We start from the raw sequence: 21,923 nt of genomic DNA on the forward strand, positions 1-21,923 counted from the left end.
CCATGGCACTCATGCTGCACGACAACATCATCATACTCATCATAATTGCCGTTGTCGGACTCCTGGCCCTGATTGGCAGTCACATTATCAGCCAGCGTGAACTGCACGCCCGCAGACAGACTGCACGGGTAAAATGGCTCGGCCAACAGGCTGAACACGGTATCAACGCCCTGGGAATTTTGCGTGCCTGCAGCTGCAAGCCAGAGATTGTTGAGCGCATTGAAGCCCATGTTGCCGCACTGATCAGTGAAATGGCGGACCTGACGCCGGACAACCCGCTCCTGAGCACACTGACCAGCCAGAAACAGCATGCGGACCGCTCGACCGCCGCAGCCGCGGCCCTGAACAGCGACCGCGCCATCAAGCGGGCATCCATCTTCATTAATTACGCCCGCGATCTGCTGGCGGAAATGGCACAGAATAACAGCCTGTCACCGGCGCTTGCCAAAAGTTACGCCCAGGAACTGCATTGGCTGAACGTATCGATTATCGCCACGGCTCACCTGACCCAGGGCCAGAAAAGTCTTGGCCTTCAGGACAAGCCGGCCGCCCTGTCGCACCTCAAGCACGCCAAGGCGGTGCTGACCCGCGCCATGGTACCGCAGCAGTTCAAACAGGAGCGCCTGACCCAGATCCAGACGCTGCTGGACAGCCTGGAGCCGCGCCCGCAACGTTCAGACGGCACTCTGGCCGACAATCTGGATGCCTACTTCAAGGACCATTGAGCCTAAAACAACATCAAGCAAGCGCCTTCATGCCTCATCAATGCGGGCAAAGCGCGCAACCGGCTCACCCGCAGGACCGGATACGGTTTCGACAAACATCGCCAGCGGCCGCACCCAAAGCCCCCGATCCCCGTAACAGGGCCGATAGACGACCAGCCACTCTTCGGTTTCCGAATGGCGGGCACAGCCCATCACTTCGTACTCATTGCCCTTGTAATGCCGATAGAGCCCCGGCTGCGGCTGTTGCAGTTTACCCACATTCACCTCCTGTCAAAAACCCTGGTCTGCGACACGCCGCAGAAGAGCCTGAATTTTCTCGACACCTTCAATGCCACCACGCTCTTCCCAGAATGCAGTCACATGCAGCGGTGTCGACTCCAGCGCAACCACATCCAGCGGCAGCGCCGACAGCACCTCTGCCAGCACATCAAGCTGGTCCCGGGACAGCAGTCGCTCACCCTGCTTCCAGCTCCAGCCCTCTGGCAGACCTTCATTGGCCAGCGAGCGCATACGGAACAGCTGCCAGGGCTGCAGCCGCTCACGCTGCACTGCACTGAGCCCATGGCGCAGATACCGATAAGCGGCACGTTCGTATTCCTCGGCATCGGCCTGGCCCGTCGCACGTGGCGCGGTCAACCGCACTATCTGTACCTGCAACCCCAGGGTGCGAGCCTTGCTGCGCAACCTGGCCTGGGTCTTTTCCCGCGCCGTTGGCATGGCCCACATCATGGAACCTATGAGCGACATCATGATCAGTACAATTATTCCCCAGGTCCACATAACGTTCGCATGCCTTACTGAATGTTTGAATGCCCGGATACCGGGTCACTATGCTAATCTCAAGTTAACGCAACCAGACGGAAACCTTCGATCATGAGTGCTTATAAACGAATCTTGCTGGCGGTTGACCTGTCTGAAGAATCAGATCAGCTGATCGACAAAACCTGCGAGATTGCCGAGCGCAACAACGCAGAACTGAGCCTCATTCATGTGATTGAGCCTCTGAGCTTTGCCTATGGTGGCGATGTCCCGATGGACCTGACCACCATTCAGGAGCAACTCGACGATCATGCCCGGGGCAAGCTCGACAGCTTTGCTGCCCGCCTCAGTCATCCGGTGACCCACAAATTCATAGTCAGCGGCCATACCGAATCTGAAATCCACCGCCACAGCGAAGAAAACGCCATCGACCTGGTGATCGTCGGCAGCCATGGCCGCCACGGCCTGTCACTGCTGCTCGGCTCAACCGCCAATGGCGTACTGCACGGCGCCCACTGCGACGTACTCGCCATCCGCGTGCAGCCCGTCAAGTAACTGTGCACCGGACCGGCCAGCGCCGCCCAGAGCCGCACACCTAAGGCTTAAGCCGCGCCCGCACAGCGGGCGCTCTAATGCCTTAATCCTGCATTGCTTCCAGCTCGACCCAGCGTTCCATCAGCACTTCCACCACTTTTTCCTGCTGCGCAAAGGCATCGAGCCCTGCCTGGATCTTGTCCTGACCCTGCTCATAGAATCTGCTGTCCGACATGGCGGCCTGCAGTTCGGCCAGCTTGGCCTCCGCCGCTTCCAGCTGCGCCGGCAGTCCGTCCAGTTCGCGCTGCAGCTTGTAGCTCAGCTTGCGCGCAGCCTTGGGCGCCCCTTCCTTGCCCAGCACCGGCTTTTCAACCCGGCCTTTGGACGCCGGGGTCACGACCGGCTGTGGCCGCTGACGAATCCAGTCCTGATAGCCGCCCACGTACTCACTGATCCTGCCCTGACCTTCAAATACCAGGGTGCTGGTCACCACGTTGTCGAGGAAGGCACGGTCATGACTGACCAGCAGTACGGTACCGGTGAACTCCAGCAGGATTTCCTCCAGTAGCTCCAGAGTTTCCACATCCAGATCGTTGGTCGGCTCATCGAGCACCAGCACGTTAGCCGGCTGACTGAAGAGCTTGGCCAGCAGCACACGGTTACATTCACCACCGGACAGCGCCTTGACCGGCGTGCGGGCACGCTCCGGCGCAAACAGGAAGTCGCTCAGGTAGCTGATGATATGGCGATCCTTGCCATTGATGCTGATGCTTTCACGGCCCTGGGAAATGTTGTCGATGACCGTTTTTTCCATGTCCAGCTGGCCACGCAACTGGTCGAAATAAGCCACTTCAACCTTGGTACCCTGGTTCACTGCACCTGAATCCGGCGCCTGCTGACCCAGCAGCAGCCTGAGCAGGCTGCTTTTACCAATACCGTTGGGGCCGATCAGGCCGATGCGATCACCGCGATTGACAGTCAGCGACAGGTTGTCCACCAGGGTACGACCATCGTAGCCCAGGGATACGCCCTTCAGCTCCACCACCAGCTTGCCGGAGCGCTGTGCGGTTTCCAGACCGAACTTGGCCGAGCCCTGGCGATTGCGCCGCTCGGATCTTTCCTTGCGCAGCGATTCCAGCGCCCGCACCCGGCCTTCATTACGGGTGCGCCGCGCCTTGATTCCCTGGCGAATCCAGACTTCTTCCTGGGCCAGTTTCTTGTCAAATTCAGCATTGTGACGGGCCTCTTCGGCCAGCATCTGTTCCTTGCGCACCTTGTACTGACTGTAACTGCCGGGAAAGGACACCAGCTTGCCACGATCAATTTCGATAATGCGCGTTGCCAGGGATTCCACCAGTGAGCGGTCATGGGAAATAAACAGTAGACCGCCACGAAACTCCTTCATCTGCTGTTCGATCCACTCGATGGTCTCGATATCCAGATGGTTGGTAGGCTCGTCAAGCAGCAGCAGATCAGGCTCCTGCACCAGAGCGGCACCGAGCGCCGCACGCCGGCGCCAGCCACCGGACAATTCTGACATCAGGCGGTCATCCGGCAGGCCCAGGCGCTCCATGACGCGCTGCACCTTCTGTTCAAGGTGCCAGCCATCCACGGCTTCAATCTGCTGCTGCAGCACATCGAGCTTGGCCATGGTGCGCTCGTCGTGCTCCATCACCAGCTCTTCGTAGCGCCTGCGCATCTCGACAACTTCACCCAGGCCACCCATAACCACGTCCCGCACAGCGCGCTCATCCGCCGCCGGCAGCGCCTGGGGCAGTTCCGCGACGCGACAGCCCGGATCAACCCAGAACTCGCCGCCATCGGCCTGCAGCTGGCCACCGATAAGCTTCAGCAAGGTCGACTTGCCTGCTCCATTAAGCCCCACCAGCGCCACGCGTTCACCAGGGTCGATCTGAAAACAGACTTGGTCCAGCAATGCCCTGGTACCAAAGGCGATGGAAATGTTGTCAAGTCGTATCAGCGGCATAATGTATCTATTCGGCTCATTTGGGGGACGCACATTCTACAGGAAATCCGCCGTAAATATGAAAACTGTTCAACCCCTGTATTTTGTACAGATGACTCCAGTAGACTGGACACAAATTCGGCTAAACAGGGCTGTAAACGGACTATGAAACCACTCTCCAGGATATGCGTGGCGCTGACGCTGGGCTGCACCTTTTCGCTGCCATCTCTGGCGGCCGGCACCACGGTCGACACATACGCCCGCGAGCGGGCAAGCTATCTGCAGGCAAAACAGGCGATTGCAACAGGAGACTGGAACACCTTTGAGACCATCTCACCCAGCCTCAGGGACTATCCGCTTTACCCCTATCTTGAATATGATCGAATGGAACAGCGCCTCGCCAGCGCCAGCCAGAACCAGATCGATCAGTTTGCCGCCAGCCACGCTGACACACCCTTGGCGTCGCGCCTGCAGCGCAGCTGGATCAACCAGCTGGCGCGCCAGCAGGCTTGGCACGGCCTTCTGCGCGCCATGGCGCAACACCCGATCAGCGGCACCCGCTACCAGTGCCTGGAGCTGGTTGCGCGACTCAACACCGGCGACACGGCGACGGCCTATGCCAGCGCCGCCGAGCTCTGGAATGTGGGCACCTCCCAGCCCACTAGCTGCGATCCCCTGTTCGACAGCTGGATCAAGGCTGGATACCTCAATTCCGATATAGCGCTGAGCCGCTTATTCAAGGCGGTTGAAGCCGGCAATTCCTCGCTGGCCAAATACGTTCAGCGCTACCTCAGCACGCCTGAGCACAAATCGGTCGGCGAGCTCTTCCTGAAAGTCAGCGCGGACCCGACAATCCTGAAAGACCGTAGCCTGCTGAATTCCGCCAACCCCCTGCACGGCCGCATCGCCGCCCACGGCATCCGCGACCTTGCGCGCAAGGACCTGGAACAGTCCTTCGAACTCTGGCTGCGTGATCGCGACCGCCTCAAGGTGGACCCGCAGCGCCGGGCCACCCTGGATCGCTACTTCGGCGTACGCATGGGCAAGAACTTCCTGCCCGACTACGAAGCATTGATGACCCGCCTGGATCCCGACTTCCAGCAGGAAGATATTACCGAATGGCGCATTCGCAACGCCCTCACCCGGCTTGACTGGAACAAGGTGCAGCAGCTGATCAAGCGCCTGCCGGCAGAATTGCAGGCCAACGAGCGCTGGCAGTACTGGAACAGCGTCGCCACCGACAGCACCGGCAAGGGCAGCAACAGCCAGGACAGCCTGTCCAGGCTGATCGGTTCACGCAACTTCTACAGCTTTCTCGCCGCCGAAATGCATGACCGCCCCTACGATCTGAAGGATGAGCCGGCTGGCTTTGACAGCGCACGCCTCGACCGCCTGGAACAGAGCCCGGCGTTCAAACGCATGCGCGAACTGCTTTACCTCGATGAGACCTACCAGGCCCGCTCCGAGTGGAACCATACCCAAACCCGCCTCAGTGACGACGACCGTCACGCCGCCGCCCATGTCGCCAGTCGCTGGGGCTGGCACGATCAGTCCATTCGGGGCGCCATCAGCTCGAAGCGCTGGAACGACCTCTCCATCCGCTTCCCGCATCCCTACAAGGCGCTGTTCAAGCAGTATGCGGCTGAGCGGGGCATCAACCGCACCTGGGCACTGTCCATCGCCCGCCAGGAAAGTGCTTTCCAGGCGTCGGTGCAATCCGGCGCCGGCGCCCGCGGCCTGATGCAGCTGATGCCCCAAACCGCCGCCCAGGTCGCCAAGCGCTACACTGTGCCCTATCGCAGCAGTAACGACCTTAACAGCCCCGAGACCAACATTTCACTGGGCACCGCGTACCTTTCGCAGATGCTGGAGCGTTTCAATGGCAACCGGGTGTTCGCAACCGCCGCCTACAACGCAGGCCCGCACCGGGTGTCGCGCTGGCTGGAAGAACGCGGCAACCTGCCGCTGGATATCTGGATCGAAACCATTCCGTTTGATGAAACCCGCAACTACGTGCAGAACGTGCTGGCATTCGGCGTCATCTATGACGTGCGCGACCAGCAACCCACGCGCATGCTGAGCCCGGCCGAGTCCGCCCTTCTGGCACTTTACCAGTCCGGCGGCGCCAAAAAACTCTGACACAGACCCGTCCTGTAATGCAAAACTGCTGCCCCCCCCCGAACGGGGGCCGGCGGCAGACTGGATCAAACAGCCGACATCCAGGCACGGCGGATATCACAAAGCCCTTCAAATGCCCTCTTCTTTAAGAACCCCGCCCACACCAGGAACAATACTGTGCTTACACCCATGACCGACATTGGCGTCAACCTCACCGACAGAAGCTTTGCCGAGGACCTGGACGCCGTGCTGGCGCGCGCCACCGGGGCGGGCGTCAGCACCCTGATCGTGACTGGAACCAGCGTCGCGGGCTCTGATGCCGCCCGCGCGCTGTGCGAAAGCAGACCGGGCCAGCTTTACTTCACAGCCGGCGTGCACCCGCACCATGCCAGTGACTACAACCCTGCTGCCCACCAACAAATGCGCCAACTCGCACACCACCCCGCCTGTGTCGCCATCGGTGAAACGGGGCTGGACTTCAATCGCAACTTTTCCAGCCAGGACGAACAGACGGCCGCCTTCGAGCAACAGCTTGAACTGGCCATTGAAACCGGATTGCCGCTGTTCCTGCACGAGCGGGACGCCCATCCGCAGCAGCTCGCCATGCTCAAACGCCACCGGGACTCAATCAGCCGTGCGGTCGCCCACTGCTTTACCGGCAGCGAAGAAGAGCTGCGTGGCTACCTGGAGCTGGACCTTTACATCGGCCTGACCGGCTGGATCTGCGATGAACGCCGCGGCAGCCATCTGCTGCCGCTTATCCGGGATATCCCGGCGAACCGCCTGCTGCTGGAAACAGACGCACCCTATTTGCTGCCGCGGGATATCCGCCCCAAACCTAAGTCCGGACGCAACGAGCCCCGCTATCTGCCCCACATTGCCGAGCGCGTGGCGCTCGCCACCGGCGAGCCGATCGAGGCCCTGCGCGCGCAGCTTCATGCCAACAGCCAGACCTTCTTCAACCTGGCAGGCCGCTAAAAACCTGCCAGGCAATTAACCCCAGAACGGCGACCTCAGAGCTTCTACTTCAGTCCCTCCATAAAGGACAGCAAACCGGCACGATCAAACGGCCAGCCAAGCTCCAGGCCGCTTGCCTCGTCCAGCAACACCGGAATCCGCACAGCATAGCGCTCCAGCAGGGCGTCCTCCTCGGCAATATCCACCTCATCGACGCTGTGCTGCGCGGGGTCCAGCGAGGTCACAATGATTTCAATCGCCTCATCGCACAGGTGACAACCGCTCGTACTCATCAACAGAAAATGGCGCATAGTTATTCCTTGCAATCCAGTTTGCGGCCGTCAACAACAACGGCGCCCCGCATTCTAGCGAGCCCATCGCCGGGCGGCAAAACCGCCACGCAGCTTCAGGCACATGCAACCCGGGTCATCTCACTGTAATGATGATGTAACAATTATCATTCACCCACAGGAGTGCCCCGGCCAATCCTCCCTCATTGCCATTGCGCAACTGCAATATAATTCTTCCGAAATTCGGCCCTCATCCCATTGAAGGGGTTGTCAGAGCCTTTGCCTCAAGGCTATGCTTGCGATTCTCATTTGTTTAGCAAATGCACAACATCGGCCCCTGCCAAGCTGTCGGGCACACCCAGCAAGGCGAGCATTGCGGATGTCGATCGAGCCGGAGAAAACGGTATTCATGGATACAAACAGCAACGTACTTTCGAATCCTCAGGAATTTGTCGACTACCTGAACACGGAAACCAAGAAAGTCCTGGACATGTTCACGGCCTCAGGCGGTGATGACATCTTTACCCAGTTCACTCAATCCTGGACCGAACTCACCACCCGCTCCTTTGAAGATCCGACCGTCTGGATTCGCGCCATCACCGACTACCAGACCGCACAGCTAAACCTGTGGCAGAGCCTGTTTACCGGCAGCGCCGCTTCCAGCGTCCAGCCATCCCAGGGGGATCGTCGCTTTCAGGCCGAAGAATGGTCCGCCAACCCAGTGTTCAGCTACATCAAGCAGTCATACCTGCTGACCTCCAAGCTGCTGAACGAGATGGCCTCCAACGCCAACCTGTCGGATTCCGAGCAGCGCAAGCTGGAGTTTTACACCAAGCAGTACATTGATGCCCTGTCGCCAACCAACTTTGCCGCCACCAATCCGGAAGTGCTGCAGCAGGCACTGGAAACCAAGGGCCAGAGCCTGATCGACGGTTTGAAAAACCTGCTCGGCGACATCGACAAGGGCCGCATCTCCATGACGGACGAAACCGCATTCGTGCTGGGCGAGAACCTTGCCCTGAGCGAAGGCGCCGTCGTGTTCGAGAACGACATGTTCCAGCTGCTGCAGTACAAGCCGCTGACCGAACAGGTCACCGAACGCCCGCTGCTGATCGTGCCACCGTGCATCAACAAGTTCTATATCCTCGATCTGCAGGAGCACAACTCCTTTGTGCGCTACTGCGTTGAACAGGGCCAGACCGTCTTCCTGGTGTCCTGGCTGAACCCCTCCATCGAGCAGGGCGACATCAGCTGGGATGACTACGTCGGCGAGGGCGTGATCAAGGCCATCGACGTGGTCCACGACATCGGCAGCGATGACAAGATCAATGCCCTGGCCTGGTGTGTCGGCGGCACCCTGCTGGCATCGGCACTGGCGGTGATGGCGGCGCGCAAGGACAACCGCGTAGCCTCCGCGACCTTCCTCACCACCCTCACCGACTTCAGCGACCCGGGTGATCTGTGCGTCTTTATCGACGAACAGCAGGTCAAGCGCCTGGAAGACAAGGTCAACAACGCCGGCGTTCTCAATGGCCGGGAGCTTGCAACCTCGTTTAACATGCTGCGCTCCAACGACCTGATCTGGTCCTATGTAGTGAACAACTACCTCAAGGGCCAGACCCCGCCGCCGTTCGATATTCTGTACTGGAACAGCGACTCCACCAACCTGCCCGCCAACATGTACACCTTCTATATCAACAAGATGTACCTGGAAAACAAGCTGGTCGAGCCTAATGCCCTGACCATCTGTGGCGAGCCTGTGGACCTGCGCAAGATAAAAATCCCCTGCTACTTCCTGTCCACCATCGAAGACCATATAGCCCCATGGAAAGGCACCTTCAAGGGCGCCGCCAACTTCAAGGGCAATGTTGAATTCGTCCTGGGCGCCAGCGGCCACGTGGCCGGCGTTATCAACCCGGCCTCCAAGAACCGTCGTCATTACTGGACCGGCGGCGAGCAGGGCAAGAGCGCCGACCACTGGTTCGATACCTCGACCCAGCAGGAAGGCTCCTGGTGGACACACTGGGGCGAGTGGCTGAAACGCCGCGCCGGCAAGAAACAGGACGCACCGACCGACTTCGGCAACGCGACCTTCAAGGTCATTGAGCCGGCACCAGGACGCTACGTCAGCGCCCGTATCGACTAAGCCTTGCAGCGCTAAAACAACGGCGGCGGACCCTTCGGGCTCGCCGCCGTTTTTGTTTGTGGCCCACGCCTTGCCCCACTGCAGCTACCACTTTATCCTGTGCCCCCAAGCCTCAAGCCCGGAGCAACGGAATGCACAGGATCAACTGCACTCATAGGCGCGACGCCTGGCCTGCATGCCCACAGTGCCTGCAAAAAACGCCTGGGCACGCCACCTCATCAATACCAGCCACTGAGTCGATGCCTTGAACCTTGCGAACGACAACGTTCAGCGCGCCAGCGCCCCCCGCATCTGCCTGCACGAGGCCCGCGTCCTGCTCAAGCTCGGCGGGCCCATCATGGTGGCGCAGCTGTCGCAAACCGCCATGGGCTTTGTCGACACCCTGATGGCCGGCCGCGTCAGCGCCCGGGATCTGGCCGCCGTGGCACTGGGCAATGGCATCTGGCTCCCGGTGTTTCTGGCGCTGTCCGGTGTGCTCATGGCCACCACGCCGATGGTGGCGCAACACCTGGGTGCCAACAGGACGCGCGCCGCCGGCGCCATATTTCAGCAGGGATTCTGGATCGCACTGTGCGCAGGCCTTCTGGCCTTTGTCAGCGTGCGCAACTGCGCCTGGCTGCTGGAGCAGCTGGATGTAGCACCCGAGCTGACCGCCCTGACCCAGGAGTACCTGCGGGCTATCTCCTGGGGCTTGCCGGCAATTTTGCTGTATCAGCTTATACGCAGCTTCTGCGAAGGCTTCGGCCTGACCCGTGTGGTGATGAAGATCGCCGTACTGGGGCTGCTGCTCAACATACCGCTCAACTACATCTTCATTTACGGCAAGCTCGGCCTGCCCGCCATGGGCGGCGTTGGCTGCGGCTGGGCCACCAGCATCGTCATGCTAGCCATGCTGCTGGCCGGCGCCCTCTACCTGTGGCGCAGCCAGACCTTTACCGAAACGGCACCCCTTAGTCGATGGCAACGCCCCAGCCCTGCAGCAACCCGGCAATTCATGCAACTGGGCCTTCCCATCGGTCTGTCGCTGCTGATCGAAGTCAGCATGTTCTCCCTGATCGCCCTGCTGCTCGCCCCGCTGGGCGACATTACCGTGGCGGCACATCAGATCACCATGAGCTTTACCGGCCTCACCTTTATGCTGCCCCTGAGCATTGCACTGGCCATCACCATCCGAACCGGACACCTGGCGGGCGCCACCGATTACCACAGAGCAAGGTGCAGTGCCTTTACCGGTGTGGTGCTGGCGCTTGGCTGCGCACTGCTCTCCTGCTGCTTCATACTGCTCTTCGCCCATAACATTGCCAGCCTGTATTCACCCAACCCGGTCGTTCTAGCCCTCGCGACCCAACTGCTCGGCATAGCCGCCTTCTTCCAGTTTTCCGACAGCATCCAGGTTGCCGCCGCTGGCGCCCTGCGCGGATTCAAGGATACGAGCATGCCACTGCTGCTGGTATTCGTGGCCTACTGGCTGGTCGGCATGCCGGCAGGCTTCATTCTGGGTCTCACCGACCTGGCGGGCCCGGCTCTGGGCGCCAAGGGCTTCTGGTACGGCCTGGTACTGGGACTCAGCCTCGGCGCCCTGCTGCTCGGCACACGCCTTGTGTGGATGACCCGGCGCCATATTACCCGCCTGGCGCAGGCCTAGGCGCCATGCACAGAGCGCTGCGAAACTGCGCACTGCTGCTGTGCCTGAGCGCACTGCTGACCGCCTGCGAGCGATCCAGCCCCGAAGCCATGCTCGACAACTACAGTGAACGGGTCGCCCGGGTGCTGGAAGAGTCCATCGACAACCGCCTCGACTCAGCCCCCGCTATTACACTGCTGCCGCCACGCCGCCAGCGACTTTTACCACTGACGGATCTGCGCCAGGGGCTGATCGAAGTATTGGCGCTGCGCCACTGCAACCTGCTGGGGCTGATCGCCCAGCGCAACAGCTCGCTCGGCAAGGTCATGCTGCCCTCCAAACAACTCGTATACGAAATGCGCCTGCTGAGCCAGGTGCGAGACTGCCGGGCGCAGCTGGCACAAAGCGTCAATGCCCACACTGACAAGGCTACTGATGCCCAGCTCATACAGCAGCTCGACAGCATCTACAGCCTGAAAGCGCGGGAGCTGCCCGCGGTACTCTGGAATGCGATCTACGCCTCCCGCGAAATGGAAAGCAACTTTTCCATTGGCGACCCACCACTGCCGCTCAGCCTGAATGAGAACCAAAGCGATGGCAGCGAGGCCGCACTGCTGAGCCTGCAGACACTGGCAGAGCTGCAAACACTGATCGCTACTCCCAACTGGCAGCTACCCACCGGGCTGGACCAGCTTGAGCAGCACTACCAGACACTTGAAGCCAACCGTTTTGGCAGCCAGTGGCTCAAATCCGTCTGGCTGCTCAGCCAGACCCTGGAACTCACGGCACAGGCGCTCGATCGCCGTGAGCAGCGTCGCCCCATCTGCCCACAACAGAGACCCACCCCCAGAGCACGCATACTGCTGAACGTATTCAACAAATATTATGCCGGCGAAGTACAGCCCTATATGGCACGGGTTGATCGTAGCGGCCAGCGCTGGAAGACACTGCATCAGCAACTGCTCAGCAGTCTGCCCGCCACGGCGGCGATGCGTGACTACCAGTGGCGCACCTTTGCCGATACCAACCCCGACAGCCTGTGGCAAACCTACGTCCGGGCGCGTGATCACCATATCCGCAGCTGGCAGACCACACTGCGGCACTGCAACCTGATGCCCAGCCGCTAATTCCCGCGGCTTATGCCTGCCGCCACCCGCACTGGTGACTGGAGAGTGCCGACGCATCGATCAATCATTCAGTAAAACTGAACTCTATACTGAAGTTATTCCGCTATTTAATCCCGGGCAGACATAGATAATGACTCCATCAACCTACTGTTGCGGAGACAGACATGACCAAAGTACTCGTAGTTCAATCCAGCGCCCTGAATGAAACCTCCAACACCCGACTGCTCACCGGCAAGCTGCTGACCCGCCTGGGCCGTGATGCAGAGGTTGCCGTTACCACCCGCGACCTGGCGCACCACCCGCTGCCCCACATCACTGACCAGACTCTGGGCGCCTTTTTTACCCCGGCCGATCAGCGTAGTGCCGAGCAGAATGAGATCATCGCGCTGTCCGATACCCTGGTGGCGGAACTCATGAATACCGATATCATCATCATCGCCGCCCCCATGTACAACTTCGGCGTACCCTCAACCCTGAAGGCCTACTTCGACCACATCGCCCGCGCCGGTGTCACCTTCAAATACACCGAAACCGGCCCCGTGGGCCTGGTGCAGGGCAAACAGGCCTACATCGTGACCGCCACCGGTGGCATTCACGCCGGCACGCCGCGTGACTTCGTTGCCCCCTACGTGACCACCTTCCTGGGCTTTCTGGGCATCAACGCGGTCGAAACCTTCGCTGCTGAAGGCATGAGCATGGCCGATATGAAGGAAGCATCGCTAAACCAGGCCATCAGCGCCATCGAACAGCTTTAACAGCCCCCAACGCCGCAACGCCTTAACGACAAGGGGCCTGTGCCGCTAAACCGGCCAGGCCCCTTGTAGCACGCAGCTTTTTACACTCAGTCACAGAGGTCAACCCATGGGATTACTGGTAAACGGACAATGGCACGACCAGGGTTACGACACCAAGAGCCAAAAGGGTGCCTTCGTGCGGGATCAATCCCGTTTTCGAAACTGGATAGGTGAAGACAATTTCAAGGCCGAGGCCGGGCGCTACCACCTGTACGTTTCCCTGGCCTGCCCCTGGGCCCATCGCACCCTGATCGCGCGCAGCATCAAGGGACTGCAGAAGATTATCAGCGTCAGCAGCGTACACCCGCTGATGGCCGCCAATGGCTGGGAATACAAGACCGACCCCGCCTTCAGTCACGCCGACTACCCCAGCGGTGACCCGCTCTATAACAGCCGCTATCACCATGAACTCTATACCCGCGCCCAACACGATTACAGTGGCCGCGTCACAGTACCGCTACTCTGGGACAAACAGCAGCACACCATTGTCAGCAATGAATCGGCCGATATTCTGCGCATGTTCAACAGCGCCTTTTCCCATCTCATAGACCAGGGCCCGGATCTGTATCCTGCACCGCTGCGCCATGAAATCGACGAGATTAACCAGTTCGTATACGAGAACATCAACAACGGCGTCTACCGCTGCGGCTTTGCGACCTCCCAGAGCGCCTATAACGACGCCTTCGACAGCCTGTTCGCCGCGCTGGATACCATTGATCAGCGCCTGGGCCGACAGCGCTACCTGCTGGGCAGCCGCATTACTGAAGCTGACTGGCGCCTGTTTACCACCCTGGTACGCTTTGATGCGGTCTATTTTGGCCACTTCAAAGCCAACCTGCGCAGCATCAGCAGGTACCCCAACCTGTCGGGCTACCTGCGCGAGCTGTATCAGTGGCCAGGCATCAGCGCCACTGTCGACATGGGCCAGATCAAGTACCATTACTACCGCAGCCACAGCACCATCAATCCCACCGGCATAGTGCCACGCGGGCCTGCGCTTGAGTTGACGCAACCCCACGACCGCGCACGCCTCCCCGCCACAACGGCATAAAGCCTGCGCTGAGCACTTGAGCGAAACTGCGGGATGATCCATGATGGCATCCCCGGGGAACAGGACGTACCAGGTGCTAACGCAGCGACACTCCCAGCAGGATCTACTGATACACAGGACTGTATTTCGCACGCTGCTGCCCTTTCTGCTGGTTCTGGCCATCGCTGCCAGCCTTGTCCTTGTGGCCGACGACGACAATGGCATTCGCCTCAGTCAGGCCAGGATCAATCAGCTCGGCCAGACCTACGGTGAACCCGCCCGACGCCGCCTTGCCGCCTGGCAACGCCTGCTCACAGATCTGGCCGACGCCGACGAAACCACCAAACTGCGCGAAGTGAACCGCTTCTTCAACCAGGTGCGCTTTCTCGACGACATAGTCCACTGGAAAAAAGCCGACTACTGGGCCACTCCGGTGGAGTTTCTGGTCAGTAACGGCGGCGACTGCGAAGACTTCTCCATCGCCAAGTACTACACCCTGCGTGAACTCGGCGTGCCGATCGAAAAGATGAGCATCGCCTACGTCAAGGCACTGGAACTGAACCAGGCCCACATGGTGCTAACCTACTACCCGCAGCCCAGCGACATCCCCCTGGTACTGGACAACCTGATTCCCGACATAAAACCCGCCAATCAGCGCCCGGACCTGCTGCACGTATACAGTTTCAATGGTGACAACCTCTGGCTGACCAAGAAAGGCCGTCGGGCGGATCTGGTGGGCGCCTCGGATCGGCTCAAGCCCTGGGTTCAGCTGCAGTCGAGGATCAATGAACAACATGACAAGTAGACACAGGAAGATAGCATGTCACTCGTAAACCAGTTGATAGCCGCCATCCTGGTGGCAATGATGGGACTTGCCGGCGGCACGATCTATATTGCCTCGGACAGCTCCAAGCGAATGCTGACGAACCAGCTGGAATCCCACGCTCTGGATACCGCGACCCATCTGGGACTTTACCTGGCGCCTTATATTGCCAGCCGGGATGCAGCCACGGTGGAAACCACCATCAATGCCATCTTCGACAGCGGCTTTTATCAGCGCATCGATGTGGTCACCGCCGATGGCGACATGCTGTTCAGCAAATCAACCGCGCCTGTGATTGGCAACACCGTGCCGCAGTGGTTCGTTGACCTGGTCACCCTCACGCCACCGGCCATGACCCGCGAAGTCACCTACAACTGGGCCAAGACCGGCACCATATTTGTGCAGGGCCACCCTGGCTACGCCTACCAGGCATACTGGCGCGTGGCCAAAGAGACTCTGGTCTGGTTCCTGTTCCTCGCCCTGGTATCGACATTGGCCATAGGCCTGGTGTTGCGGATGATTCTGCGCCCTCTCAAAGGCGTGGAGGACCAGGCCATTGCCCTGACACGCAAGCAGTACATTGAGCAACCGCGCATTCCCAAAACGCGGGAACTGCGCCGCGTCGTCGAAGCCATGAACCAGATGGTACGTCAGGTTCACCAGATGTTCGAAGAGCAGAGTCAGAATATCGAGGAACTGCGCCGCCAGGCGTACCGCGACGATCTCACCGGCCTGCCCAACCCCCGCGCCACCCGGGCTCAGCTGGGCGAACGTCTGGACTACCGCCAGGACTTCGGCCCCTGCGCCCTGCTCTATGTGCACATCGATAACCTGCAGGCGCTCAACCAGAGCCTGGGGGCCGAAAAGACCGACAACTTCATCCGTCTGCTGGCCGAGCAACTCAACACCACCGGCATCCACGCCGGCGATCACGTCATGGGCCGCCTCAGTGGTGCCGACTTTGCACTGCTGCTGAAACTGCCGGCACCGGATCAGCTACAACGCATCGCCAACGGCCTTTTGAGCAGCATTGATCAGGACTACCAGCAGCTGCGTCAATCCGAGGCTCAGACCAAAGCACCGGTATGTATCGGCATCGCCCTTGGCAATGACCAGACAGGCGCAGCCCAGCTGCAGTCCAATGCCCGCGTGGCCATCGAAAAGGCCCAGCAGGACGAGAACAGCAGGCGTGTGCATCAGTTCCAGGCACCCGGTGATCCGCAGCCGATTGACGAAAGCTGGCACGAACACGTCTCCGCCGCCATAGAAAATCAACAGATATTCCTGCAGGCACAGCCGGTCATTAGCGCCGACGAGCGTCAACTGCACCAGGAAGTCTTCGCCCGTATCCTCAATCGCGACAACAGCCCCTGCAGCGCCGGTGACTTTATCAGCGTGGTACGCGAACTGGGCCTGATGACCGACATGGACCGTGCCGTCGTCAATCACGCCCTGCACTACCTGCAGCAAAGCCCGTCGGACACCGCCCTGGCCATCAACCTGTCAACCGAATCCGTTTCCGATCCAGGCTTTCGCCAGTGGCTGCTGGAGCGTCTGACCACACTGAACGAGCGTGCACGCCTGTGCGTCGAGCTGAATGAATCCTCGGTACTCAACAACCTGGCGGGCATCGAAGGTTTGCGCAATGCACTGCGCACGCTTGGATGCCACTTTGGGGTCGACAACTTCGGCGTACACCCCAGCGGCTTTGGCTATCTCTATACGCTGCAGCCGGACTACATCAAGATCGATGGCTCCCTGCTGCACGATATCGACAGCAATGCCCAGGACCAGTTCTTCGTCAGCAGCCTGGTCAGCGTGGCCCACAGCCTGGACATTGCCGCCTACGCCGAGCGCGTCGAGCGCACCAGCCAGCTGACTCAGCTGCTACGCCTGAAGATAGATGCCACCCAGGGCTACCTGCACGGCGCACCCAAGACGCTTGAGTAAAAGGACGGGAAGCAGGAGACAAGCGAAAGGTAAAAAGGTGAATACATAAAAACGCCGCTGCAGATGCAGCGGCGTTTTTATGTGCATGACACAGAACGCGTGCTTAGCCGAATGTGCCTAACCAGCGCTCGAGACTGCCGGCATCCATGGCGCCGGCCTGACGGGCTACTTCCCGCCCCCCTTTGAGCACCAGCAGTGTCGGTATGCTGCGAATGGCAAAACGCTGCGCCAGATCAGGCAACTTTTCCGTTTCCACCTTGGCAAAGCGAAACTGCGGTTCCAGCTTTGCCGCAGTTGCGGCAAACACCGGCGCCATCATCTTGCAGGGGCCACACCAGGACGCCCAAAAATCCACCACCACGGGAATATCACTCTGCCCGCTCAGACGATCAAAGGCCGCCAGGCTATCAACCTCTACCGGCTTGCCCGCAAACAATGCCTGCTTGCAACGACCGCAGCGCGGTCCCTGGGTCAGACGCTGGGCCGGCACACGGTTGCTAACCAGACAATGGGGACAACAGATATTGAGGGATTCAGACACGGTTCGGGATCCAGACTGAGAAAAGCAGGGAAAGACAGACTCGCCATCGCAAAAAATTCAAAAGCAAAAGCAAAAGCAAAAGCAAAAGCAAAAGCAAAATCGGGGCGCGGACAGCTTACAGAATCAAGACTGCAGCATTAGCGGGCAGGACAAGCAGCCAGGATGAACCTGACTGCCCGCAAACCTGCGCTGCCTATCGGCCCTTGAGGTTGACCAGCTGCTCGAGCTTGTTGCTCAGGCGATCAGATTTTTCCTTTTCTGCCTGCGCCTTGCGCTGCTGCTGCTCGCGCTCACGCCGCTGGCGGCTAATTTCCTTCAACTTGCCTTTGGCGTGTTCGGCTTCCTGCTCGGAGACTTCACCGCAGGCTTCACCCGCCAGATCGATACGGGCATTGCCAGCCTGCAGGCTGCGGTAGTAAGACAGGGTACGCACGTAGGATGCCAGCGCCCGCTTGATCTTGTTCTTGGCGATCTTTTCATCCGCCAGCAGATCTTCCTGAATACCAATTTTGAGTGGGCGTACCTCGGTACGGCTAAACGCCTTGGGGTACGTTTCCATCAGCAGCTTGAGAGCGGCCTGGTTTGCGACCCGGTTCTTGGATCGGGACTTGGTATTTTCGGTGTTTGCAGTATTTTCGGTGCTTGCCACGTCGTTCACGGTTACGCTCTCGGACTGTTGCTTCAGGGTATCGACGCGAACCTGTTCGCGCTGTTCGAGCATTTGATCCAGCTCGCCAAGCAACTGCTCGGTCTGCTCAATTACTGCATTTACATTGTCATTCATCGGGCTCAGCCGGCTCCCTTGCGTATCAGGTATCGGTACTGCTCGTTTTCCACCTTCTGAGCCAGCAGCTCGTGCCCCAGAAAGGTACAGAATTTGGGGATATCACGCTGCGTGGACGGATCCGTAGCGACGACTTCGAGGACCTGCCCCGCCTGCAGCTCGCGTACCCGGTTATGCAGCAGCATGACCGGCTCCGGACAGAAGAGTCCGCAGGCATCCATCACCTGATCAGGTTTTATATTGCCCATTTACTCACCAGTTAATCTCGAACGCGGCCATTGTCGCAAATATGGCTGCACAGAGAAAGCCACAGAGACATTGCGATTGGACGGAAAGTCATTACGCTTAAACTAGACTCCTCACATCACTACCAGACTAGGAGCAATATCATGATTCGCGTCCTAATTGAGCGGGATATCGCCGACGACCTTGCCGATCACTATGAAAAAGCCGCGCGGGCAACACTGACCGAGGCCATGCAGGCCCACGGGTTTATCTCCGGCGAAGCCCTGCACGACACCCAGAACCCCAACCATCGTGTAGTGCTGGCCACGTACCGTACCATTCAGGACTGGCAACGCTGGGCGCGCTCAGACCAGCGCCAGGAAGCCATGGCGGTGATAAACCCGATGCTCATCAGCGAGGAAAAAATCACCGTGCTCGAACATTGACCGGCACGGCAGCCAGCATGGCATTCAGTGATTGGCGCTTTTAGCAAAAAGGATCAGAGCCCGGCAACCGTGGCAAAGACTGCGCCCAGGTGCTGATCCTGGGTGAGGCCGGATGCCTTTCTTGGTTTCAGGTCGTGATCCCCATCGTCAAGCCAGTGCACTTGCACCTGCGCCGACAACGGGTAGGCCTCCACCGCCTCCCGATTGCCCAGCGCATCCCGCGTGCCCTGAAAAATGTGTACCGGTAAAGACAGCTCGGCCAGATGATCAATGCGCGCTTGCTGCGGCTTCTTGGCCGCGTAAAACGGATAGCCGAACACCAGCGCACCACGTACATAGTCAGGCGCATCCTCCAGCAGCATGGTGGCGACCCGCCCTCCCATGGACTTGCCAGCCAACCACAGCGGCACGCCATCATCAAGCTCATCAATGCGGCCACGAAAATGCTCAAGCAGCTGCGGCATGCGACTGGGCGGGCGCCGCCGACCATCTTCACGCCTGGCCTGCATATAGGGAAATTCAAACCGAACCACTTGATAGCCGCAGCCAGCAAGCCCCTGCGCCGCCGCCTGCATGAAATCTGAATCCATGGGCGCACCGGCACCGTGGGCAAATAAAATGCGGCCCTTGCGGGGCTGCCCATCCGTTATAAACATTGCATCTCCCATTAATCACCCAGCCTGGAACTTCTTGATTCAGGTCAAGCAAAGCACTGATATATACGACTTTAGACCCGCTACCTGGAAGCACAAATAGCCTAAAAGACTATCAATTCACGGCTTTTACCGTCCTGGTTACGACTTTTTGACGAAAAAATTCTCAATATCTTTCAAAGCGTTAAATATTAACGGTTCGCAAAGCGACGAAATCGAGTACAATTCTGGCGCGGAGTTTGGGTGCGACAATGTACCGCATCCAGCCAAGGCTTCGCATTGTAAACAAAGATGCGTTCCCAGATAATTGCCGCCGGAACGTTTTCCTTTTCACTAGCTTGTTGATGAGAGCCTGACATGAGCACAGCAACTGAACACCCGACATACAACTACAGGGTGGTACGACAGTTTGCCATCATGACGGTGGTATGGGGTATCGTCGGTATGGCCATTGGGGTATTTATTGCAGCCCAGCTGGTCTGGCCTGCACTGAATTTTGATACGCCCTGGTTGTCTTTTGGACGTATTCGTCCTTTACACACTAACGCGGTTATATTTGCGTTTGGTGGTTCTGCCCTCTTTGCCACATCCTACTATGTGGTTCAGCGTACGTGTCAGGTACGGTTATTCTCTGACACTCTTGCCAAGTTTACCTTTTGGGGTTGGCAGGCGGTAATTGTTGCGGCAATTATTACCTTGCCCATGGGACTGACGTCCACCAAGGAGTACGCCGAACTCGAGTGGCCAATCGACATTCTGATTGCATTGGTCTGGATCAGCTACGCGATCGTCTTCCTGGGCACCGTCAAGATCCGCAAAACCTCTCACATCTATGTGGGTAACTGGTTCTTCATGGCGTTTATCATCACAGTGGCGGTGCTGCATATCGTCAACAGCCTGGTGATCCCGGTTTCGCTGTTCAAGTCCTACTCTGTGTATCCTGGCACCGTCGATGCCATGGTGCAGTGGTGGTACGGCCACAATGCGGTAGGCTTCTTCCTGACCGCCGGTTTCCTGGGCATGATGTACTACTTCGTACCCAAGCAGGCCGAACGCCCGATCTACTCCTACCGCCTGTCGATCGTCCACTTCTGGGCGCTGATTGCGACCTATATCTGGGCCGGTGGTCACCACCTGCATTACACGGCGCTGCCTGACTGGACTCAGTCCGTGGCCATGGTCATGTCCCTTATCCTGCTGGCACCCTCCTGGGGCGGCATGATCAACGGCATGATGACCCTGTCCGGCGCCTGGCACAAGCTGCGCACAGACCCGGTATTGCGCTTCCTGGTGGTCTCCCTGTCGTTCTACGGCATGTCCACCTTCGAAGGCCCAATGATGGCGATCAAGACAGTGAACGCGCTGTCCCACTACACCGACTGGACCGTTGGCCACGTACACGCTGGCGCGCTCGGCTGGGTTGCCATGATCTCCATCGGTTCGACCTACCACATGATTCCGCGCCTGTGGGGCAAGACCCAGATGTACTCGGTCCCGCTGATCAATGCGCACTTCTGGCTCGCTACCATCGGTACCGTTCTGTACATCTGCGCGATGTGGGTTAACGGCATCCTGCAGGGTCTGATGTGGCGCGCAGTCAACGAAGACGGCACCCTGACGTACAGCTTCGTAGAAGCCCTGGCTGCAAGCCACCCGGGTTACTTCGTTCGCTGGCTGGGCGGCGCCTTCTTCCTGACCGGCATGCTGCTGATGGCCTTCAACACCTGGCAGACCGTGCGCAAGGGCAGCCGTGCGCCGCGTGTCGATTCGGCCGCACAGACCGTCTGAGGCCGATAGGAGCTTTTCGCAATGATCAAACACGAAACAATTGAAAAAAATATTGGCCTGATGGTACTGCTGATCATTCTTGTGATCAGCGGTGGTGGCCTGGCGGAAATCGTACCGCTATTTTTCTCGACCTCGACCACCCAGCCGATACAGGGCATGCGCCCGTACACCGCGCTGGAAAATGAAGGCCGCGACATCTACATCCGCGAAGGCTGCCACGTCTGCCACACACAGATGATTCGTCCCTTCCGGGCCGAAACAGAGCGTTACGGTCACTACTCCACTGCCAACGAAGACGTCTGGGAACACCCCTTCCTGTGGGGCTCCAAACGTACCGGGCCGGACCTTGACCGTGTTGGCGGACGCTATTCCGACGACTGGCATCGTGCACACCTGTACAACCCACGCGACGTAGTTCCGCAATCGATCATGCCGTCATTCCCGTGGCTGTTCGAGAATCGTATCAGTGGGTCCGACACTGCCGCCAAACTGACAGTCTTGCGCAAGCTGGGTGTACCTTACACCGACGAGCAGATTGAAGATGCCCAGGAAGCGGTGAGCGGCAAGTACGAGATTGATGCGCTGGTCGCCTATCTTCAGGCGCTCGGTAAAACGCACTCCGAATACAGCAACAAGCGGTAAG

The 21,923-nt window shown here is 59.1% G+C and carries 22 protein-coding genes; 14 read left to right on the forward strand and 8 right to left on the reverse strand.

The window, feature by feature from the left end; translation table 11 throughout:
• Positions 1-2 precede the first annotated feature (2 nt).
• Entirely contained in the window at positions 3-725 is a 723-nt protein-coding gene (locus tag MRS74_RS17025) for a DNA topoisomerase I (RefSeq protein WP_254581476.1), read from the forward strand.
• A gap of 27 nt (positions 726-752) precedes the next feature.
• Here the strand turns inward: MRS74_RS17025 and MRS74_RS17030 are convergent, their stop codons facing one another.
• Together MRS74_RS17030 and MRS74_RS17035 are read right to left on the reverse strand one after the other, a co-directional pair.
• Positions 753-974 carry a DUF1653 domain-containing protein gene (locus tag MRS74_RS17030; protein ID WP_256557986.1) on the reverse strand — a complete coding sequence of 74 codons (222 nt, stop codon included), beginning with the start codon at positions 972-974 and terminating at the stop codon, positions 753-755.
• 21 nt (positions 975-995) lie between these two features.
• Positions 996-1,505 (reverse strand): hypothetical protein, encoded by a 510-nt coding sequence (locus MRS74_RS17035; RefSeq protein ID WP_254581478.1) that lies wholly within the window; start codon positions 1,503-1,505, stop codon positions 996-998.
• A gap of 93 nt (positions 1,506-1,598) precedes the next feature.
• On the opposite strand from MRS74_RS17035, the gene MRS74_RS17040 reads away from it, so the two are divergent.
• Positions 1,599-2,039, forward strand: a complete 441-nt coding sequence (locus MRS74_RS17040; protein ID WP_254581479.1) for a universal stress protein — start codon at positions 1,599-1,601, stop codon at positions 2,037-2,039.
• 82 nt (positions 2,040-2,121) lie between these two features.
• On the opposite strand, the gene MRS74_RS17045 is transcribed toward MRS74_RS17040, so the two are convergent.
• A complete protein-coding gene (locus tag MRS74_RS17045) occupies positions 2,122-4,005 on the reverse strand; it encodes an ATP-binding cassette domain-containing protein (RefSeq protein WP_254581480.1) in 1,884 nt (627 codons plus the stop codon).
• A gap of 144 nt (positions 4,006-4,149) precedes the next feature.
• Between MRS74_RS17045 and MRS74_RS17050 the strand changes: the two genes are divergently transcribed.
• Together MRS74_RS17050 and MRS74_RS17055 are read left to right on the forward strand one after the other, a co-directional pair.
• Positions 4,150-6,123, forward strand: coding sequence for a transglycosylase SLT domain-containing protein (locus MRS74_RS17050; protein WP_254581481.1), 1,974 nt, complete (start codon positions 4,150-4,152; stop codon positions 6,121-6,123).
• A gap of 156 nt (positions 6,124-6,279) precedes the next feature.
• A complete protein-coding gene (locus MRS74_RS17055) occupies positions 6,280-7,080 on the forward strand; it encodes a TatD family hydrolase (protein ID WP_254581482.1) in 801 nt (266 codons plus the stop codon).
• Positions 7,081-7,124: 44 nt separating this feature from the next.
• Here MRS74_RS17055 and MRS74_RS17060 read toward each other — a convergent pair whose 3' ends face one another.
• Positions 7,125-7,370, reverse strand: a complete 246-nt coding sequence (locus MRS74_RS17060; RefSeq protein WP_254581483.1) for a glutaredoxin family protein — start codon at positions 7,368-7,370, stop codon at positions 7,125-7,127.
• 388 nt (positions 7,371-7,758) lie between these two features.
• Between MRS74_RS17060 and MRS74_RS17065 the strand changes: the two genes are divergently transcribed.
• The 7 genes from MRS74_RS17065 to MRS74_RS17095 all read left to right on the forward strand — a co-directional run bounded on the left by MRS74_RS17065 (position 7,759) and on the right by MRS74_RS17095 (position 16,843).
• Positions 7,759-9,495, forward strand: a complete 1,737-nt coding sequence (locus MRS74_RS17065; RefSeq protein ID WP_254581484.1) for a PHA/PHB synthase family protein — start codon at positions 7,759-7,761, stop codon at positions 9,493-9,495.
• A gap of 244 nt (positions 9,496-9,739) precedes the next feature.
• The gene (locus tag MRS74_RS17070; protein WP_254581485.1) at positions 9,740-11,140 is read left to right on the forward strand and encodes an MATE family efflux transporter; all 1,401 of its coding nucleotides are present in this window, start codon (positions 9,740-9,742) and stop codon (positions 11,138-11,140) included.
• Positions 11,141-11,145: 5 nt separating this feature from the next.
• Positions 11,146-12,246, forward strand: a complete 1,101-nt coding sequence (locus MRS74_RS17075; RefSeq protein ID WP_254581486.1) for a DUF3080 family protein — start codon at positions 11,146-11,148, stop codon at positions 12,244-12,246.
• Between the two features lie 164 nt (positions 12,247-12,410).
• Positions 12,411-13,001: an FMN-dependent NADH-azoreductase gene (locus MRS74_RS17080; protein WP_254581487.1), complete on the forward strand. Its 591-nt coding sequence runs from the start codon at positions 12,411-12,413 to the stop codon at positions 12,999-13,001.
• 106 nt (positions 13,002-13,107) lie between these two features.
• Complete coding sequence (locus MRS74_RS17085) at positions 13,108-14,091, forward strand: glutathione S-transferase family protein (protein ID WP_254581488.1); 984 nt, start codon at positions 13,108-13,110, stop codon at positions 14,089-14,091.
• 160 nt (positions 14,092-14,251) lie between these two features.
• Positions 14,252-14,875: a transglutaminase-like cysteine peptidase gene (locus tag MRS74_RS17090; protein WP_438362346.1), complete on the forward strand. Its 624-nt coding sequence runs from the start codon at positions 14,252-14,254 to the stop codon at positions 14,873-14,875.
• Between the two features lie 15 nt (positions 14,876-14,890).
• On the forward strand, positions 14,891-16,843 hold the full coding sequence (locus MRS74_RS17095) for a bifunctional diguanylate cyclase/phosphodiesterase (RefSeq protein WP_254581490.1): 1,953 nt from the start codon (positions 14,891-14,893) through the stop codon (positions 16,841-16,843).
• Positions 16,844-16,946: 103 nt separating this feature from the next.
• Here the strand turns inward: MRS74_RS17095 and trxC are convergent, their stop codons facing one another.
• From trxC to tusA, 3 genes are all read right to left on the reverse strand, one after another.
• The gene (gene trxC, locus MRS74_RS17100) at positions 16,947-17,384 is read right to left on the reverse strand and encodes a thioredoxin TrxC (protein WP_254581491.1); all 438 of its coding nucleotides are present in this window, start codon (positions 17,382-17,384) and stop codon (positions 16,947-16,949) included.
• Positions 17,385-17,577: 193 nt separating this feature from the next.
• Complete coding sequence (locus tag MRS74_RS17105) at positions 17,578-18,168, reverse strand: ProQ/FINO family protein (RefSeq protein ID WP_254581492.1); 591 nt, start codon at positions 18,166-18,168, stop codon at positions 17,578-17,580.
• 5 nt (positions 18,169-18,173) lie between these two features.
• Positions 18,174-18,416 (reverse strand): sulfurtransferase TusA, encoded by a 243-nt coding sequence (gene tusA / locus MRS74_RS17110; protein ID WP_254581493.1) that lies wholly within the window; start codon positions 18,414-18,416, stop codon positions 18,174-18,176.
• A gap of 141 nt (positions 18,417-18,557) precedes the next feature.
• Here tusA and MRS74_RS17115 point away from each other — a divergent pair, with 141 nt between their 5' ends.
• Positions 18,558-18,839: an antibiotic biosynthesis monooxygenase family protein gene (locus tag MRS74_RS17115; RefSeq protein ID WP_254581494.1), complete on the forward strand. Its 282-nt coding sequence runs from the start codon at positions 18,558-18,560 to the stop codon at positions 18,837-18,839.
• Positions 18,840-18,892: 53 nt separating this feature from the next.
• Here the strand turns inward: MRS74_RS17115 and MRS74_RS17120 are convergent, their stop codons facing one another.
• A complete protein-coding gene (locus MRS74_RS17120) occupies positions 18,893-19,495 on the reverse strand; it encodes an alpha/beta family hydrolase (protein ID WP_254581495.1) in 603 nt (200 codons plus the stop codon).
• Between the two features lie 354 nt (positions 19,496-19,849).
• On the opposite strand from MRS74_RS17120, the gene ccoN reads away from it, so the two are divergent.
• Positions 19,850-21,280 carry a cytochrome-c oxidase, cbb3-type subunit I gene (gene ccoN, locus MRS74_RS17125; protein ID WP_254581496.1) on the forward strand — a complete coding sequence of 477 codons (1,431 nt, stop codon included), beginning with the start codon at positions 19,850-19,852 and terminating at the stop codon, positions 21,278-21,280.
• A 21-nt stretch (positions 21,281-21,301) separates the two neighbouring features.
• Positions 21,302-21,922, forward strand: coding sequence for a cytochrome-c oxidase, cbb3-type subunit II (ccoO, locus tag MRS74_RS17130; protein WP_254581497.1), 621 nt, complete (start codon positions 21,302-21,304; stop codon positions 21,920-21,922).
• Position 21,923: the final 1 nt, after the last annotated feature.

Source organism: Marinobacterium sedimentorum (assembly GCF_024267675.1).
Taxonomy (GTDB): Bacteria; Pseudomonadota; Gammaproteobacteria; order Pseudomonadales; family Balneatricaceae; genus Marinobacterium_A; species Marinobacterium_A sedimentorum.

Coding starts and splice junctions, on each gene's coding strand:
- ccoO (WP_254581497.1), top strand. CDS start 21,302: ATGATCAAACACGAAACAATTGAAAAAAATATTGGCCTGATGGTACTG.
- tusA (WP_254581493.1), bottom strand. CDS start 18,416: ATGGGCAATATAAAACCTGATCAGGTGATGGATGCCTGCGGACTCTTC.
- ccoN (WP_254581496.1), top strand. CDS start 19,850: ATGAGCACAGCAACTGAACACCCGACATACAACTACAGGGTGGTACGA.
- MRS74_RS17025 (WP_254581476.1), top strand. CDS start 3: ATGGCACTCATGCTGCACGACAACATCATCATACTCATCATAATTGCC.
- MRS74_RS17040 (WP_254581479.1), top strand. CDS start 1,599: ATGAGTGCTTATAAACGAATCTTGCTGGCGGTTGACCTGTCTGAAGAA.
- MRS74_RS17085 (WP_254581488.1), top strand. CDS start 13,108: ATGGGATTACTGGTAAACGGACAATGGCACGACCAGGGTTACGACACC.
- MRS74_RS17095 (WP_254581490.1), top strand. CDS start 14,891: ATGTCACTCGTAAACCAGTTGATAGCCGCCATCCTGGTGGCAATGATG.
- MRS74_RS17050 (WP_254581481.1), top strand. CDS start 4,150: ATGAAACCACTCTCCAGGATATGCGTGGCGCTGACGCTGGGCTGCACC.
- MRS74_RS17075 (WP_254581486.1), top strand. CDS start 11,146: ATGCACAGAGCGCTGCGAAACTGCGCACTGCTGCTGTGCCTGAGCGCA.
- MRS74_RS17065 (WP_254581484.1), top strand. CDS start 7,759: ATGGATACAAACAGCAACGTACTTTCGAATCCTCAGGAATTTGTCGAC.
- MRS74_RS17120 (WP_254581495.1), bottom strand. CDS start 19,495: ATGTTTATAACGGATGGGCAGCCCCGCAAGGGCCGCATTTTATTTGCC.
- MRS74_RS17115 (WP_254581494.1), top strand. CDS start 18,558: ATGATTCGCGTCCTAATTGAGCGGGATATCGCCGACGACCTTGCCGAT.
- MRS74_RS17035 (WP_254581478.1), bottom strand. CDS start 1,505: ATGTGGACCTGGGGAATAATTGTACTGATCATGATGTCGCTCATAGGT.
- MRS74_RS17060 (WP_254581483.1), bottom strand. CDS start 7,370: ATGCGCCATTTTCTGTTGATGAGTACGAGCGGTTGTCACCTGTGCGAT.
- MRS74_RS17105 (WP_254581492.1), bottom strand. CDS start 18,168: ATGAATGACAATGTAAATGCAGTAATTGAGCAGACCGAGCAGTTGCTT.
- MRS74_RS17045 (WP_254581480.1), bottom strand. CDS start 4,005: ATGCCGCTGATACGACTTGACAACATTTCCATCGCCTTTGGTACCAGG.
- MRS74_RS17080 (WP_254581487.1), top strand. CDS start 12,411: ATGACCAAAGTACTCGTAGTTCAATCCAGCGCCCTGAATGAAACCTCC.